We start from the raw sequence: 13,974 nt of genomic DNA on the forward strand, positions 1-13,974 counted from the left end.
GTTTATCACCCTTAACGTTTCAAACCGTAATACACCTCATTCCAGCGCAGCGCGTCCTTGAAGGCCGGCAGGCGTGTATCGTTGTCGATCACGGTGATCTCGATATCGTGCATTTCAGCAAACTGACGCATGTCGTTCAGATCCAGCGCGTGACTGAAGACGGTATGGTGTGCGCCACCAGCAAGGATCCAGGCCTCTGATGCGGTGGGGAGATCCGGCTGGGCTTTCCATAATGCGTTAGCCACCGGTAGTTTCGGCAGGTCGTGCGGGGTTTGTACCGTATCAATGCAGTTAACCAGCAGACGAAAGCGATCGCCGAGATCGATCAGGCTGGCAACTACTGCCGGGCCGGTTTTGGTGTTGAAGATCAAGCGGGCAGGATCGTCTTTACCACCGATGCCAAGATGCTGTACGTCGAGGATCGGTTTCTCTTCCACCGCGATAGACGGACAGACTTCCAGCATGTGCGAGCCGAGCACCAGATCGTTACCCTTCTCAAAGTGGTAGGTGTAATCCTCCATAAATGAGGTGCCGCCCTGCAGACCGGTTGACATCACCTTCATGATGCGAAGCAGAGCGGCTGTTTTCCAGTCGCCTTCGCCCGCAAAGCCGTAGCCTTGCTGCATCAGACGCTGTACGGCCAGACCCGGGAGTTGCTTCAGGCCGTGCAAATCTTCAAATGTGGTGGTAAAGGCGTGGAACCCACCCTGTTCGAGAAAGCGCTTCATCCCCAGTTCAATACGAGCTGCTTCCAGCACATTCTGACGCTTTTCGCCGTGGATCTGCGTTGCTGGTGTCATGGTGTAGCTGCTTTCGTACTCGTCGATCAGCGCATTAATGTCGCCGTCGCTAATAGCGTTTACCACCTGAACCAGATCGCCAACAGCCCAGGTGTTAACGGAGAAACCAAATTTAATCTGGGCGGCAACTTTGTCACCGTCGGTGACAGCCACTTCACGCATGTTGTCGCCAAAGCGGCACACTTTCAGATGGCGGGTATCCTGTTTGGATACAGCCTGGCGCATCCATGAACCGATACGCTCGTGCGCCTGCTTGTCCTGCCAGTGACCGGTGACGACGGCATGCTGTTGACGCATTCGCGCGCCGATAAAGCCGAACTCACGACCACCGTGCGCAGTCTGGTTCAGATTCATAAAGTCCATATCAATGCTATCCCACGGTAGGGCAGCGTTGAACTGGGTGTGAAACTGCAGCAGCGGCTTGTTAAGGATCGTCAGGCCGTTGATCCACATTTTGGCCGGAGAGAAGGTGTGCAGCCAGACCACCATCCCAGCGCAACGATCGTCATAGCTGGCATCACGACAAATTGCGGTGATCTCGTCAGGTGAAGTTCCCAACGGTTTTAAAACCAGTTTGCAGGGCAGTTTTGCTTCGGTATTCAGCGCGTTTACGACGTGCTCGGCATGTTGGGTTACCTGACGCAGAGTTTCTGGCCCATACAGATGCTGGCTACCAATCACAAACCACACTTCATAGTTATTAAAAATCGTCATTGTCGTGTCCTTAATGTGTCAGGGTTGCCTGGTTGACCGGGGCTGTTTGCGCCGGAGCGGCAGTCGGAAGATATTGTTGTTCAGCGCTTACAGCCCACTGCTGGTAGCGGCGATAAAGCTGTTCAAAACGTTGAGCTTGTTCGGTGCGAGGTTGCAGCGTGTTTTCCACAGCACTTGCCATTTTTTGCTGAGCGGTCGGGATATCGGCGTGAACTTTTGCGGCGACGGCGGCAAAGATGGCTGCGCCAAGCGCACAGCATTGATCTGAAGCGACAATCTGCAACGGGCGATTAAGTACGTCGCAGCAGGCTTGCATGATGATCGGGTTTTTACGCGCGATGCCGCCGAGGGCCATCACGTTGTTGACTGCAATACCTTGTTCGGTAAAGCATTCCATGATGGCACGTGCGCCAAATGCCGTTGCGGCAATCAGGCCACCAAACAGTGCTGGAGCATCGGTCGCAAGGTTAAGATCGGTAATGACCCCTTTCAGGCGCTGGTTGGCATTTGGTGTACGACGACCGTTGAACCAGTCGAGTACCACCGGCAGATGATCCAGCGAAGGATTATTCGCCCATGCTTCGGTCAGCGCGGGCAGCAACTGTTTTTGGCTGGCTTTAATTTGAGCTTTCAGTTCAGGGTGCTGCGCTACAAGCTGATCCAGTGGCCAGCTCAATACGCGGCTAAACCAGGCATAGATATCGCCGAAGGCGGATTGACCAGCCTCCAGACCAATAAAATGGGGTACGACGCTGCCATCAACCTGACCGCAAATTCCCTTCACCGCGCGCTCACCCACGCTTTGCTTGTCGGCTATCAGAATGTCGCAGGTAGAAGTGCCAATAACTTTTACCAGCGTATTGGGTTGCGCTCCTGCGCCGACTGCTCCCATATGGCAGTCAAATGCGCCGCCTGAAATCACCACGCTTTCTGGCAAACCGAGGCGTTGCGCCCATTCGGCACACAGCGTGCCAACAGGCAGGTCAGCGGTGAAGGTGTCAGTAAACATCGGGTATTGCAGATGGCGGTTGATAAGCGGGTCGAGCTCATCAAAGAAACTTGCCGGAGGTAACCCCCCCCAACTTTCATGCCACAGAGACTTGTGTCCGGCGCTACAGCGTCCACGACGAATATCCTGTGGACGCACAGTATTTGAGAGCAGGGCCGGAACCCAGTCACACAGTTCAACCCAGGAGGCTGCGGCCTGTGCAACAGCGTTGTCCTGACGGGTAACGTGCAGGATTTTTGCCCAGAACCATTCGCTGGAGTAAATACCGCCGATATAGCGGGAATAATCGGCTTTGCCTGGCGTGTGGCACAGGCGGGTAATTTCTTCTGCTTCTTCTACTGAAGTGTGATCTTTCCACAACACGAACATGGCGTTCGGGTTGTCAGCGAACGCCGGGTGCAGTGCGAGGACGTTGCCATCGGCATCAACGGGAGCCGGGGTTGACCCCGTACTGTCAACGCCAATCCCGACCACTTCCTCGCGCTGCTCAGCGCTCAGTACGGCCAGCACAGTTTTGAGCGCCGCTTCCATTGATTCAATGTAGTCACGCGGATGATGGCGAAACTGGTTATTTGGGCCATCGCAATACAGCCCTTCCTGCCAGCGTGGATACCACTCTACGCTGGTGGCGATTTCCTTGCCGCTGTCACAGTCCACCGCCAGAGCTCGTACTGAATCACTACCAAAATCGAGGCCAATTGCAATTGCCATCGTCTTGCTCCATCCAAAAAAACAGGTATGGATAAACAGTAGATAGTGGGGATAAAAACCGTCAGGCAGGATCCGCTAATCTTATGGATTAAAATGCTGTGACATCACAAAGTGTGACGCTGTGCAAATAATCAATGTGGACATTTCTGCCGTAGTTATAGACACTTTTGTTAGCCGTTTTTGTCGTCGATGTGGTACGGCTTTTTTACAAGATGCTTTTCACAAGCGGGGTTTATGGTCAATTTCTGAAAACACGGCGATCCACTGAGGCGAGGGTGACGATGTCTTGCGCAATATGGACGATTTGTTTCTTATCAGAGCATCGGGAGTATTGAAATTATGGCTGAAACGCAAAACGATCCCCTGCTGCCGGGTTATTCGTTTAACGCACATCTGGTGGCGGGATTAACCCCCATTGAAGCAAACGGATACCTGGATTTTTTTATCGACAGGCCGTTAGGCATGAAGGGCTATATCCTGAACCTTACCATCCGTGGGGAAGGGGTTATCAATAATCAGGGCAAGCAGTTTGTCTGCCGGCCAGGTGATATTTTATTGTTCCCACCGGGTGAAATTCACCACTACGGACGCCACCCCGATGCCAGCGAATGGTATCACCAGTGGGTCTATTTTCGACCACGCGCATACTGGCAGGAGTGGCTGACCTGGCCGACGATTTTTGCTCAGACTGGTTTTTTTCGTCCGGACGAAGCGCATCAGCCGCATTTTAACGAACTGTTTGGTCAGATCATCAGTGCCGGACAGGGGGAAGGGCGATACTCGGAACTGCTGGCGATTAATCTGCTGGAGCAACTGCTGCTCAGACGTATGGAAGCAATTAATGAATCGCTGCACCCGCCGATGGATAACCGCGTACGTGATGCCTGCCAGTACATCAGCGATCACCTTGCAGACAGCAATTTTGATATTGCCAGCGTCGCACAACATGTCTGCCTGTCGCCATCGCGTTTATCGCACCTGTTCCGCCAGCAGTTGGGTATTAGCGTATTGAGCTGGCGTGAGGATCAGCGTATTAGCCAGGCTAAACTCCTGTTGAGTACCACGCGCATGCCTATCGCTACGGTCGGGCGTAATGTTGGATTTGACGATCAGCTCTATTTCTCGCGTGTTTTCAAGAAATGTACCGGTGCCAGCCCAAGCGAATTTCGTGCAGGGTGTGAATAAAAAGTGAATGATGTGTCCTGAAAGTTGTCATATCTCGCAAACTATTCAGACAAATGATGGCTTGACGAAGTTGGGAAGGGTTATCAGAATCCCTGCTTCGTAAATCTGACGGACACATTATGCAAGCATTGCTGGAACACTTTATCCTCCAGTCCGCCGTGTACTCTTTGATAGCCGTACTACTGGTGGCTTTTCTGGAGTCACTGGCGTTGGTGGGCCTGATTTTACCCGGTACCGTAATGATGGCGGGGCTGGGCGCACTGATTGGCAGTGGTGAACTGAACTTCTGGCACGCCTGGCTTGCGGGCATCGTTGGTTGTTTGTTGGGTGACTGGATCTCTTTCTGGCTGGGATGGCGCTTTAAAAAGCCGCTTCATCGCTGGTCTTTTATGAAAAAGAACAAGGCATTACTGGATAAAACTGAACATGCGCTCCATCAGCACAGCATGTTCACCATTCTGGTAGGCCGTTTTGTAGGGCCGACGCGCCCGCTGGTGCCGATGGTGGCGGGTATGCTGGATCTGCCGGTCACAAAATTTATCGTGCCCAATATCATTGGTTGCATATTGTGGCCCCCTTTCTATTTTTTGCCGGGTATTCTGGCTGGCGCGGCGATTGATATTCCTTCTGAGATACAGAGCGGGGATTTCAAATGGTTGTTGCTGGCAACGGCGCTGCTGCTGTGGGTTGGAGGCTGGCTGTGCTGGCGACTGTGGCGCAGTGGCAAAGCCGCGGTTGATCGTTTAACGCCGTATTTGCCACGAGGCCGTCTGCTCTGGCTGGCACCACTTATTCTCGGTATCGGCGTTGTTGCGCTGGTTGCCCTGGTGCGCCATCCATTGATGCCTGTTTATATTGATATTCTGCGCAAAGTGGTTGGCTACTGACGCTCAATTCCGAGCAATGCTGAGGCACTGGCATGACCGCTTAATAACTCATCCGTTTTGCCTTGCCACGCTATACGTCCGTCGGCGACCACAATTGAACGCGGCGCAATACGCGCGGCGTCTTCTACGCTGTGTGACACCATCAGCAGAGTCAATTGCTTCTCACGACAAACATCGGCTACCAGCGTTAGCATCTCCTGACGCAGAGCGGGGTCGAGCGCGGAAAACGGTTCGTCGAGCAGTAACACGGGCTGTTCGCGAACCAGACAGCGTGCCAGAGCGACGCGTTGCCTCTGTCCGCCGGAAAGCTCGCCGGGAAGTCTCTCCAGCAGGTTTTCGATCCCCATTTGTTTGGCGATATGGTGCATTTTCTCCCGCTGAAACGCGTTCAGTTTTAATCCCGGATTAAGGCCCAGGCCAATGTTTTGCTGTACGCTCAGGTGACTGAACAGGTTGTTTTCCTGAAACAGCATGGAAACAGGACGACGAGAGGGCGGCGTGGCGGTGTGATCTTCACCTTCAATCAACATGGTACCGCTGGCCGGTGTCAGAAATCCGGCGATCAGATTCAATAGGGTACTTTTCCCGGCACCGCTTGGCCCAAGTACCGCGACCTGCTCACCCCGCGCAACTGACAACGTAAAGCGCATCGGCAAATGGTGGTACAGCCATGTGATATCAATCAGTTTTAACATTTCGACCCGGTAATTTCTCAATAACGGTAAACAGCGTAAAGCACAGGATAAGCAACAATAATGCCGTTACCGCACCATCCTGGCTGCGATAAGAACCAATTTGCTGATACAGGTAAAATGGCAACGTGCGGAAATCATCATTACCAAACAACGCCACCACGCCAAAATCGCCAATAGAGAGCACGCAGGCAAAGGCCATTGCCTGCGCCAGCGGACGTTTCAGGGCGCGCAGTTCAACCACTTTCAGCCGTGACCACCCTTCAATACCCAAAGACTGACACAACCTACTGTAGCGTGTGGTTACATCACGCATTGGATTTTCCAGCACTTTTAACGCGTAAGGGATCGCCATCAGCGCATTGGTGAAAATGACAATGCCATCCGCAGAGTCCGGTAGCCCGATAGTGTCGTTAAGCAACAGGAAGAAGCCGGTAGCCAGCACAATGCCCGGCATGGCGAGTATCATCATGCCGCTAAGTTCCAGCGTCTGGCCTGCCAGTACCTGCTGTCGGGCACGCAGTTCGCGGCTGCTCCATAGCAGCATCATGGTGAGAATAACGCACAACATGCCTGCTGCCAGCGCGATGCGCAGCGAGGTCCACAGCGCTTGCCACAGTACTGGCTGCATAAGCACATCCAGTACATGGCGATTTAAACCATCGACCATCACCGCCAGCAGCGGCGGCAGCAACAGCAGCAGGGCCAGAATAATCAGGATTGCGTCAGCTAGGCGGCTGTGCAGGCGATCGTCGGGATCGCGCCACCCCTGGACCAGCGTGGTACCGGGGGCGATCGCCCGGCTCAGACGTTGGCTAAGCAGCACAAGGGCTAAACAACAAATCATCTGGATCAGCGCCAGCATGGCGGCTCGGGCAGGATCGTAATCAAAGCTCAGCGCCTGATAGATAGCCAGCTCAATGGTGGTTGCTTGTGGCCCACCACCGAGCGACAAGACGGTAGCGAAGCTGGCGAAACACAGCATAAAGATGAGTGCAGCGACGGGGAGGATCTGACGACGCAGCCATGGCCATTCAACAAAGCGGAAGAAATGCCAGCCGCGCATACCTAACTGCGCTGCGAGCTGACGCTGTTCACCGGGAATATTCTCCAGTGATTGCAGCAGTAAGCGGCTGGCCATTGGGAGATTGAAAAAGACGTGGGCCAGCAGAATGCCCTGCAGGCCGTACGGGGAAAACGTCCATTCCAGTCCGAATGTTTGCCAGATTGAGGCCAGCCAGCCCTGGCGACCATATACGCTGAGGATACCAAAGACGGCGACCAGCACAGGCAGGATCAGCGTCATCGCGCACAGGCGCAGCAACGCCAGACGTCCGGGAAAACGGCGGCGATAGAGTGCTCTGGCGAGGAAAATCGCCGGGATGACGGACAGCGCTGCGGATAAAAACGCCTGCCAGAAGGAAAAGCGCACCACATGCCACAGGTAGCTGTCCTGCAACAGCGAGAACCAGTCCCCTTGTGGCGCGTTAAACCACAGCGCCAGAAATGCTGCCAGAGCGACAGCCACCATCAGCGTGGCGGCTGAAAGTCCTGGTATCAGCCAGCCGGGTATTAACGGCTGACGGCGCGTTGCCATTCGCTAATCCATGCCTGACGTTGGGTTGCTACCTGCTGCGGAGTAAATTCCAGTGCGGTAGATGGTTTTTCCAGTTGCTCAAATCCTGGCGGCAGGGCGACCTGGGTAACCGGATACATCCAGTTGCCCGTCGGAATGGCGTTCTGGAATGCCGGAGAGACCATAAATTTAAGGAATTTTTCTGCAAGTTCCGGCTGCTTGCTGGCAGCGGTGCGGGCAGCAACTTCAACCTGCAGATAGTGACCTTCGCTAAAATTCGCGGCGGCGTAGTTGTCTTTCTTCTCTTCGATGATGTGATACGCAGGAGAAGTTGTATAGCTTAGTACCAGATCACTTTCACCTTTCAGAAACAGGCCGTAGGCTTCACTCCAGCCTTTGGTGACGGTGACGGTTTTTGCTGCCAGTTTCTGCCAGGCTTCTGGCGTTTTATCGCCATAGACTTTTTGCATCCACAGCAGCAGTCCCAGACCCGGCGTGCTGGTGCGTGGATCCTGGTAGATTACACGCCATTTTTGGTCGCTCTCGACCAGTTCCTTCAGGCTTTTCGGCGGGTTTTTCAGCTTGTTTTTGTCATAAACGAAGGCGAAATAGCCGTAATCAAACGGTACAAACGTGTCGTTTTTCCAGCCGCCAGGGACTGCGACGGTATCGTTCGCCACGTCGCTTTTGGCAAACAGTTTGGTTTGCATTGCGGCTTCAAGCAGGTTGTTGTCCAGACCAAGTACTACGTCGGCTTTACTGTTTTTTCCTTCCATACGCAGGCGGTTCAGCAGTGATACACCATCTTCCAGCGCCACCAGTTTTAGCTCACAGTTGCAGTCAGCTTCAAAGGCTTTTTTGATGGTTGGACCGGGGCCCCAGTCAGCGGCGAACGAGTCGTAGGTATAGACAGTCAAAACAGGTTTGGCGAAGGCAGGCGCTGCGCACAGTAGCAGCAGGGGAAGACATTTTTTTAACACTTTGCACCTCATTAAAAGAGTGGCAAAGGACTTGAGCTGTAGCCTCAAATCCCTTCGCCGGCGTTATCCGGATCAGGTTCGACGGGTATTTTCTCAGCCCGCGCACTCGGCGCAGCACCCCGTTGAGAACGGCACATTGTAATGATTACGTGAATAAATCAAAAGCCTTAAGGATCCGGTGGTGCGAACCATGCAGATTTAAAATCAAACCAGCCGAGGGTATTCATACGTAACCCGCGCATACTCCGCTGTCCCTGAATGATCAGCCAGTGATGGATCAGCGGCACAATAGCTTTACTGGCAAGCAGCTGCTGGCACCACGCTGCCAGACTCATTTCGCCGGTTCGCCAGCGGGCGGCGTCGCTTTCCCAGTCCAGAGAAATACAGTTTTGCAGCAGCGGGACTTCGCATAAATGGGCGAACAGTGAGAAGTCCAGTGGCAAGGTAAAGTTGGCACTGTTGAGCCAGATATCGCTGACGGTCTCGCCTGCATGCCATTGATCGTAGTCGATCTCCTGAATATTCAGCTGTACCTGATGTTCCGCCAGTAATGTTTTCATGATCTGCGCGATAACCCGATGCTCGATATGATCGCGGTAGTAAGTAAGCGTCAGCGTTTCCAGCCCTGCCGGTTTTTCACCGAGTCCTGGTCTCGCGTGATGCCAGCGGGGGAGTAATCCGTAGGCGGGGAACCAGTGTCGTTGATACTGTTCATCAGCCTGAAAAATTAAATTCGTCGGTGAGAGAATGCGGCTTACCCATTCGCGAACGTCCTGATTTGCTCCTCGATGGGAACGTGAATCAAACAGCATGTAGTAGCAGCCTTCTTCCAGGCGGCTTTCGATCGCTTTTTCATCTTCGGTTGGGCCTTTCAGCATCAGACCGCCGCCAGGTTCTTCACCTATGTCCGGTAGGACCCAAACGTTAACTTCATCGATCAACGCCCGGTAGCCAAAGTAATCATCAAATGCGTGAATTTTTAGCTGGCTATGCGTGTTGCGCATTACCGCATAGGGGCCGGTACCAATGGGGTGGCTGGAGAAATTATTGAGCGTTTCCCATTCACGCGGCAGGATCATTGCGGGCACTTGTCCCAATAACCAGGGAAGCCAGCGATCCGCTTGCGAAAGGTGGATATCCAGCGTCCAGGCCGTGGGGGAAACAATTTGCGTGATGTGCGAGTACAGCGGCAGATTGTTAATACGCGTGAGTGAGGAAATCACATCTTCCATTTCCAGCTCGCGACCATGATGAAAATGGACCCCAGGGCGCAGGAAGAAGCGCCAGTGCAGCGGGGAAATTTGTTGCCAGTGATGTGCTATATCGGCTTCCAGTTCCCCATTTTCCTCATTTACCCGAATTAAGGCGCTGAAGATTTGCCGGGCAATGTGGGTTTCAGAACGGCGTAACGCTGTACCGGGGAGCAAGTTGTGCATAGGGCGATAGTAGAGGACACGCATGATGTGTCGGCCCTGACGAAAGCTGCGACCCAAATGGGAAACCAGCATTTGCCGTACGGCTGTTTTATCCCCGACCAGTTGCACCAGTTGATCAATACGATCCTGCTCCAGCAGGTCTTCTGCACGCTGCTGCTGGAGCGCAAGCCCGGTATAGAGAAACGTCAGGCGCGATCGTTTGCCGCGTCCGACTTCTGCTTCCCATGTTAGCCAGCCGCGTTCCTGCATGGTGTTAAGCAGGGTACGCATGTGGCGTCGGGAACAGCTAAGAAGCTCCGCCAGTTCGTTCAGCGTAGTATCTTGCGTTTTGCCGTCACAGCATTGCCACAGACGGATGAACTGTTGTTGCAAACGACCAGAAGACATAAAAGGGGAACTCCTGCGGAAAACTCAGCAATTTTATTATCCCTATATTAAGTCAATAATAGATTCCGATGAAGCGATGAGACGACAAAGGGGTCATCTATGCGTCAGTTCTGGTTGAAATACTTTACCGCGACAGAACGCTTGTCCTGGTTGGCTTGCCTGAGCGCACCGCAGCGCTTAAAGATGCTCGAAGAACTGATGCAGTGGGAGCTGACAAACTGACCTCTGAATGCCGAATTGCAGACATCATGTGTGACTGAGTATTGGTGCAGGCTACCGCCTCGATTCACCCGCCAGCAGATATTACCTGCTGGCTTTTTTTCGTTTCCGCTGCGCAAAAGGAAAGGTAATGCTCTGGATTATGACGATGGGACGGCGCCTTAACGGCGTTTATGCCGCATTTATGCTGGTTGCATTCATGATGGGCGTGGCGGGGGCATTACAAGCACCCACGCTGAGCCTGTTTCTGAGTCGTGAGGTTGGGGCGCAGCCATTTTGGGTCGGTCTGTTTTACACCGTCAATGCGATTGCCGGGATTGCGGTTAGTCTTGGTCTGGCAAAACGATCAGATAGCCAGGGAGATCGGCGCAAACTGATTATGTTCTGCTGCCTGATGGCTATTGGTAACGCACTGTTGTTTGCCTTTAATCGCCATTATTTAACGCTGATAACCTGCGGAGTACTGCTGGCTTCACTGGCGAATACGGCTATGCCACAGCTGTTTGCGCTGGCACGAGAGTATGCTGATAACTCGGCACGCGAAGTGGTGATGTTTAGTTCGGTTATGCGTGCCCAGCTTTCGCTGGCGTGGGTGATTGGGCCGCCGCTGGCCTTTATGCTGGCGTTGAATTACGGTTTCACGGCGATGTTCTCTATTGCCGCAGGCATTTTCGCGATTAGCCTGGTGCTAATCGCGCTGATACTGCCATCCGTGGCTCGGGTAGCACAGCCTGTTGATGTCACGCTTGAACAGGCTGGCGGCTGGCAGGATAAAAATGTGCGCATGTTGTTTATCGCCTCTACGCTGATGTGGACCTGTAACACCATGTACATCATCGATATGCCGCTGTGGATCAGCCTTGAGCTTGGTCTGCCTGACAAGCTTGCCGGGATCCTGATGGGGACTGCGGCGGGGCTGGAAATTCCAGCGATGATTCTGGCGGGCTATTACGTGAAGCGCTTCGGTAAACGGCGGATGATGATGACTGCCGTAGCGGCTGGCGTGTTGTTTTATCTCGGCCTTATTTTCTTTCATAGCCACACGGCGTTACTTATCCTGCAGCTGTTTAATGCGGTATTTATCGGTATCGTTGCGGGGATCGGTATTCTGTGGTTTCAGGATCTGATGCCTGGGCGTGCTGGTTCGGCGACGACGTTGTTTACCAACAGTATTTCAACGGGCGTGATTCTGGCGGGGGTTATTCAGGGGGCGGTGGCGCAAAGCTACGGGCATTTTGCCGTCTACTGGGTGATTGCGGGGATTTCTCTGATTACGCTGGTGATGACCGGACGGGTAAAAGATGTGTAATCAGCGTGCCGGATAAGACACTTTTGTGTCGCTATCCGGCATGTTGAGTATCAGCGCATAAATGCCGGTTGCTTATTTTCGTAAGCGGAGATGGCGTCTTCATGCTGCAACGTCAGGCCGATGCTGTCCAGGCCATTGAGCATGCAGTGGCGGCGGAAATCATCAATTTTGAAGCTGTATGACTTATCGCCCGCTTTCACTACCTGCGCTTCAAGGTCCACTTCAAAGCGGATCCCCGGATGCGCCTGCACCAGTTTGAACAGCTCATCAACTTCTACATCGCTTAACTTCACTGGCAGAAGCTGATTGTTGAAGCTGTTGCCGTAAAAGATGTCAGCGAAGCTTGGTGCAATCACCACTTTGAAGCCGTAATCAGTCAACGCCCACGGCGCGTGTTCACGCGATGAGCCGCAGCCAAAGTTTTCCCGCGCCAGCAGAATTGAGGCACCTTTATATTCCGGGAAGTTCAGGACGAACTCTGGGTTGGGTTGTTGGCCCTTTTCATCCAGGAAACGCCAGTCATTAAACAGGTGTGCGCCGAAACCGGTACGCGTTACCTTCTGCAGAAACTGTTTAGGAATAATTGCATCAGTATCGACGTTGGCGGCATCCAGTGGGACAACCAGGCCGGTATGCTGGGTAAATTTCTCTGCCATGGTGGTTTCCTTATTTGATGCTGCGAATATCGGCAAAATGGCCGGTAACGGCGGCAGCGGCGGCCATTGCCGGGCTGACTAAGTGCGTACGTCCACCGCGGCCCTGACGACCTTCAAAATTACGGTTGCTGGTGGAAGCGCAACGTTCTCCGGGATTCAGGCGGTCATTATTCATTGCCAGACACATTGAGCAACCCGGCAAGCGCCATTCAAAACCGGCTTCAATGAATATTTTATCCAGCCCTTCCGCTTCTGCCTGTGCTTTTACCGGGCCGGAACCTGGTACCACCAGCGCCTGCACCCCTGGCGCGACTTTACGCCCTTTAGCGATTTCCGCAGCGGCACGTAAATCTTCTATACGTGAGTTAGTGCAGGAGCCGATAAACACCTTGTCGATCGCCACATCGGTCAGCGGGATCCCCGGCTTCAGCCCCATATAAGCCAGCGCTTTTTCTGCCGAAGCGCGCTCAACTGGGTCGGTAAACGATGCTGGGTCGGGAATATTATCGTTCACGGAAATCACCTGGCCTGGATTCGTTCCCCAGGTTACCTGTGGTGCAATCTCTTCGGCCTGCAGAGTTACGATAGTATCAAAGGTCGCACCGTCGTCGGTTTTCAACGTTTTCCAGTACTCAACCGCGTTGGCAAAGTCCTGGCCTTTCGGCGCATGCAAACGACCCTGCACATAGTTAAACGTGGTTTCATCCGGCGCGACCAGACCCGCTTTGGCACCCATCTCAATCGCCATATTGCACAGAGTCATACGGCCTTCCATGCTCAGTGCACGGATGGCATCGCCACAAAACTCAACCACATGGCTGGTACCGCCTGCGCTGCCGGTTTTACCAATGATCGCCAGCACGATATCTTTAGCCGTGATACCCGGAGCAGCAGTGCCGTTAACCTCAATCTTCATGGTTTTTGCCCGGCCCTGTTTCAGGGTTTGCGTAGCAAGCACGTGTTCGACTTCGGAAGTCCCGATACCAAACGCCAGCGCGCCAAACGCACCATGAGTGGCAGTGTGGGAGTCACCGCAGACGATGGTCATGCCCGGCAGAGTCACGCCTTGCTCCGGCCCCATGACGTGGACGATGCCCTGATACGGATGATTCAGGTCGTACAGCTCGACGCCGAATTCATTGCAGTTTTTGATCAGTTCTTGCATCTGAATACGCGCCATTTCGCCGGAAGCGTTAATGTCTTTGGTTTGCGTTGAGACATTATGATCCATGGTCGCGAAGGTTTTGCCTGGTTGGCGAACCGGACGATTGTGCGCACGCAGACCGTCAAATGCCTGTGGAGAGGTCACTTCATGCACCAGATGTCTGTCGATATATAACAGCGGAGTTTCGTTTTGCGCCTCATACACCACGTGCGCATCAAACAATTTTTCGTATAACGTTCTGGCCATGA

At 53.5% G+C, this 13,974-nt stretch carries 12 protein-coding genes and 1 riboswitch; of the genes, 4 read left to right on the plus strand and 8 right to left on the minus strand.

What is annotated here, in order from left to right:
• Positions 1-11: 11 nt before the first annotated feature.
• Together araA and araB are read right to left on the minus strand one after the other, a co-directional pair.
• On the minus strand, positions 12-1,514 hold the full coding sequence (araA, locus tag OH663_RS09080) for an L-arabinose isomerase (protein WP_045439719.1): 1,503 nt from the start codon (positions 1,512-1,514) through the stop codon (positions 12-14).
• Positions 1,515-1,524: 10 nt separating this feature from the next.
• On the minus strand, positions 1,525-3,234 hold the full coding sequence (gene araB / locus OH663_RS09085) for a ribulokinase (RefSeq protein WP_200011442.1): 1,710 nt from the start codon (positions 3,232-3,234) through the stop codon (positions 1,525-1,527).
• A gap of 339 nt (positions 3,235-3,573) precedes the next feature.
• On the opposite strand from araB, the gene araC reads away from it, so the two are divergent.
• The gene (araC, locus tag OH663_RS09090; protein WP_045439726.1) at positions 3,574-4,419 is read left to right on the plus strand and encodes an arabinose operon transcriptional regulator AraC; all 846 of its coding nucleotides are present in this window, start codon (positions 3,574-3,576) and stop codon (positions 4,417-4,419) included.
• 119 nt (positions 4,420-4,538) lie between these two features.
• A complete protein-coding gene (locus OH663_RS09095) occupies positions 4,539-5,306 on the plus strand; it encodes a DedA family protein (RefSeq protein WP_045439729.1) in 768 nt (255 codons plus the stop codon).
• Here the strand turns inward: OH663_RS09095 and thiQ are convergent.
• The 4 genes from thiQ to sgrR form a co-directional block, all read right to left on the minus strand.
• Entirely contained in the window at positions 5,300-6,001 is a 702-nt protein-coding gene (gene thiQ, locus OH663_RS09100) for a thiamine ABC transporter ATP-binding protein ThiQ (protein ID WP_200011443.1), read from the minus strand. The two genes, OH663_RS09095 and thiQ, sit on opposite strands and share 7 nt — an antisense overlap.
• Entirely contained in the window at positions 5,985-7,595 is a 1,611-nt protein-coding gene (thiP, locus tag OH663_RS09105) for a thiamine/thiamine pyrophosphate ABC transporter permease ThiP (RefSeq protein WP_045439734.1), read from the minus strand. The genes thiQ and thiP overlap by 17 nt, the downstream gene beginning before the upstream one ends.
• Positions 7,571-8,554, minus strand: coding sequence for a thiamine ABC transporter substrate binding subunit (gene thiB / locus OH663_RS09110; protein WP_045439737.1), 984 nt, complete (start codon positions 8,552-8,554; stop codon positions 7,571-7,573). Before thiB ends, thiP begins: the two co-directional genes overlap by 25 nt.
• Before the next feature lie 31 nt (positions 8,555-8,585).
• Positions 8,586-8,686: riboswitch (TPP riboswitch) on the minus strand.
• Positions 8,687-8,721: 35 nt separating this feature from the next.
• Positions 8,722-10,377: an HTH-type transcriptional regulator SgrR gene (sgrR, locus tag OH663_RS09115; RefSeq protein WP_048222065.1), complete on the minus strand. Its 1,656-nt coding sequence runs from the start codon at positions 10,375-10,377 to the stop codon at positions 8,722-8,724.
• Positions 10,378-10,476: 99 nt separating this feature from the next.
• Between sgrR and sgrT the strand changes: the two genes are divergently transcribed.
• The gene (sgrT, locus tag OH663_RS09120) at positions 10,477-10,599 is read left to right on the plus strand and encodes a glucose uptake inhibitor SgrT (protein ID WP_045439749.1); all 123 of its coding nucleotides are present in this window, start codon (positions 10,477-10,479) and stop codon (positions 10,597-10,599) included.
• A gap of 127 nt (positions 10,600-10,726) precedes the next feature.
• The gene (locus OH663_RS09125; RefSeq protein ID WP_200011444.1) at positions 10,727-11,905 is read left to right on the plus strand and encodes a sugar efflux transporter; all 1,179 of its coding nucleotides are present in this window, start codon (positions 10,727-10,729) and stop codon (positions 11,903-11,905) included.
• Positions 11,906-11,955: 50 nt separating this feature from the next.
• On the opposite strand, the gene leuD is transcribed toward OH663_RS09125, so the two are convergent.
• Together leuD and leuC are read right to left on the minus strand one after the other, a co-directional pair.
• The gene (gene leuD, locus OH663_RS09130) at positions 11,956-12,561 is read right to left on the minus strand and encodes a 3-isopropylmalate dehydratase small subunit (protein WP_045439755.1); all 606 of its coding nucleotides are present in this window, start codon (positions 12,559-12,561) and stop codon (positions 11,956-11,958) included.
• A gap of 10 nt (positions 12,562-12,571) precedes the next feature.
• Positions 12,572-13,972: a 3-isopropylmalate dehydratase large subunit gene (gene leuC, locus OH663_RS09135; RefSeq protein WP_263525716.1), complete on the minus strand. Its 1,401-nt coding sequence runs from the start codon at positions 13,970-13,972 to the stop codon at positions 12,572-12,574.
• Positions 13,973-13,974 lie beyond the last annotated feature (2 nt).

The sequence above is a fragment of the Citrobacter sp. Marseille-Q5395 genome, from assembly GCF_947057495.1.
GTDB classification, from domain to species: Bacteria; Pseudomonadota; Gammaproteobacteria; order Enterobacterales; family Enterobacteriaceae; genus Citrobacter; species Citrobacter murliniae.

Excerpts from the sequence above, each read along its gene's own strand:
- araA (WP_045439719.1), bottom strand. The coding sequence starts at position 1,514 with ATGACGATTTTTAATAACTATGAAGTGTGGTTTGTGATTGGTAGCCAG.
- araB (WP_200011442.1), bottom strand. The coding sequence starts at position 3,234 with ATGGCAATTGCAATTGGCCTCGATTTTGGTAGTGATTCAGTACGAGCT.
- araC (WP_045439726.1), top strand. The coding sequence starts at position 3,574 with ATGGCTGAAACGCAAAACGATCCCCTGCTGCCGGGTTATTCGTTTAAC.
- OH663_RS09095 (WP_045439729.1), top strand. The coding sequence starts at position 4,539 with ATGCAAGCATTGCTGGAACACTTTATCCTCCAGTCCGCCGTGTACTCT.
- thiQ (WP_200011443.1), bottom strand. The coding sequence starts at position 6,001 with ATGTTAAAACTGATTGATATCACATGGCTGTACCACCATTTGCCGATG.
- thiP (WP_045439734.1), bottom strand. The coding sequence starts at position 7,595 with ATGGCAACGCGCCGTCAGCCGTTAATACCCGGCTGGCTGATACCAGGA.
- sgrR (WP_048222065.1), bottom strand. The coding sequence starts at position 10,377 with ATGTCTTCTGGTCGTTTGCAACAACAGTTCATCCGTCTGTGGCAATGC.
- sgrT (WP_045439749.1), top strand. The coding sequence starts at position 10,477 with ATGCGTCAGTTCTGGTTGAAATACTTTACCGCGACAGAACGCTTGTCC.
- OH663_RS09125 (WP_200011444.1), top strand. The coding sequence starts at position 10,727 with ATGCTCTGGATTATGACGATGGGACGGCGCCTTAACGGCGTTTATGCC.
- leuD (WP_045439755.1), bottom strand. The coding sequence starts at position 12,561 with ATGGCAGAGAAATTTACCCAGCATACCGGCCTGGTTGTCCCACTGGAT.
- leuC (WP_263525716.1), bottom strand. The coding sequence starts at position 13,972 with ATGGCCAGAACGTTATACGAAAAATTGTTTGATGCGCACGTGGTGTAT.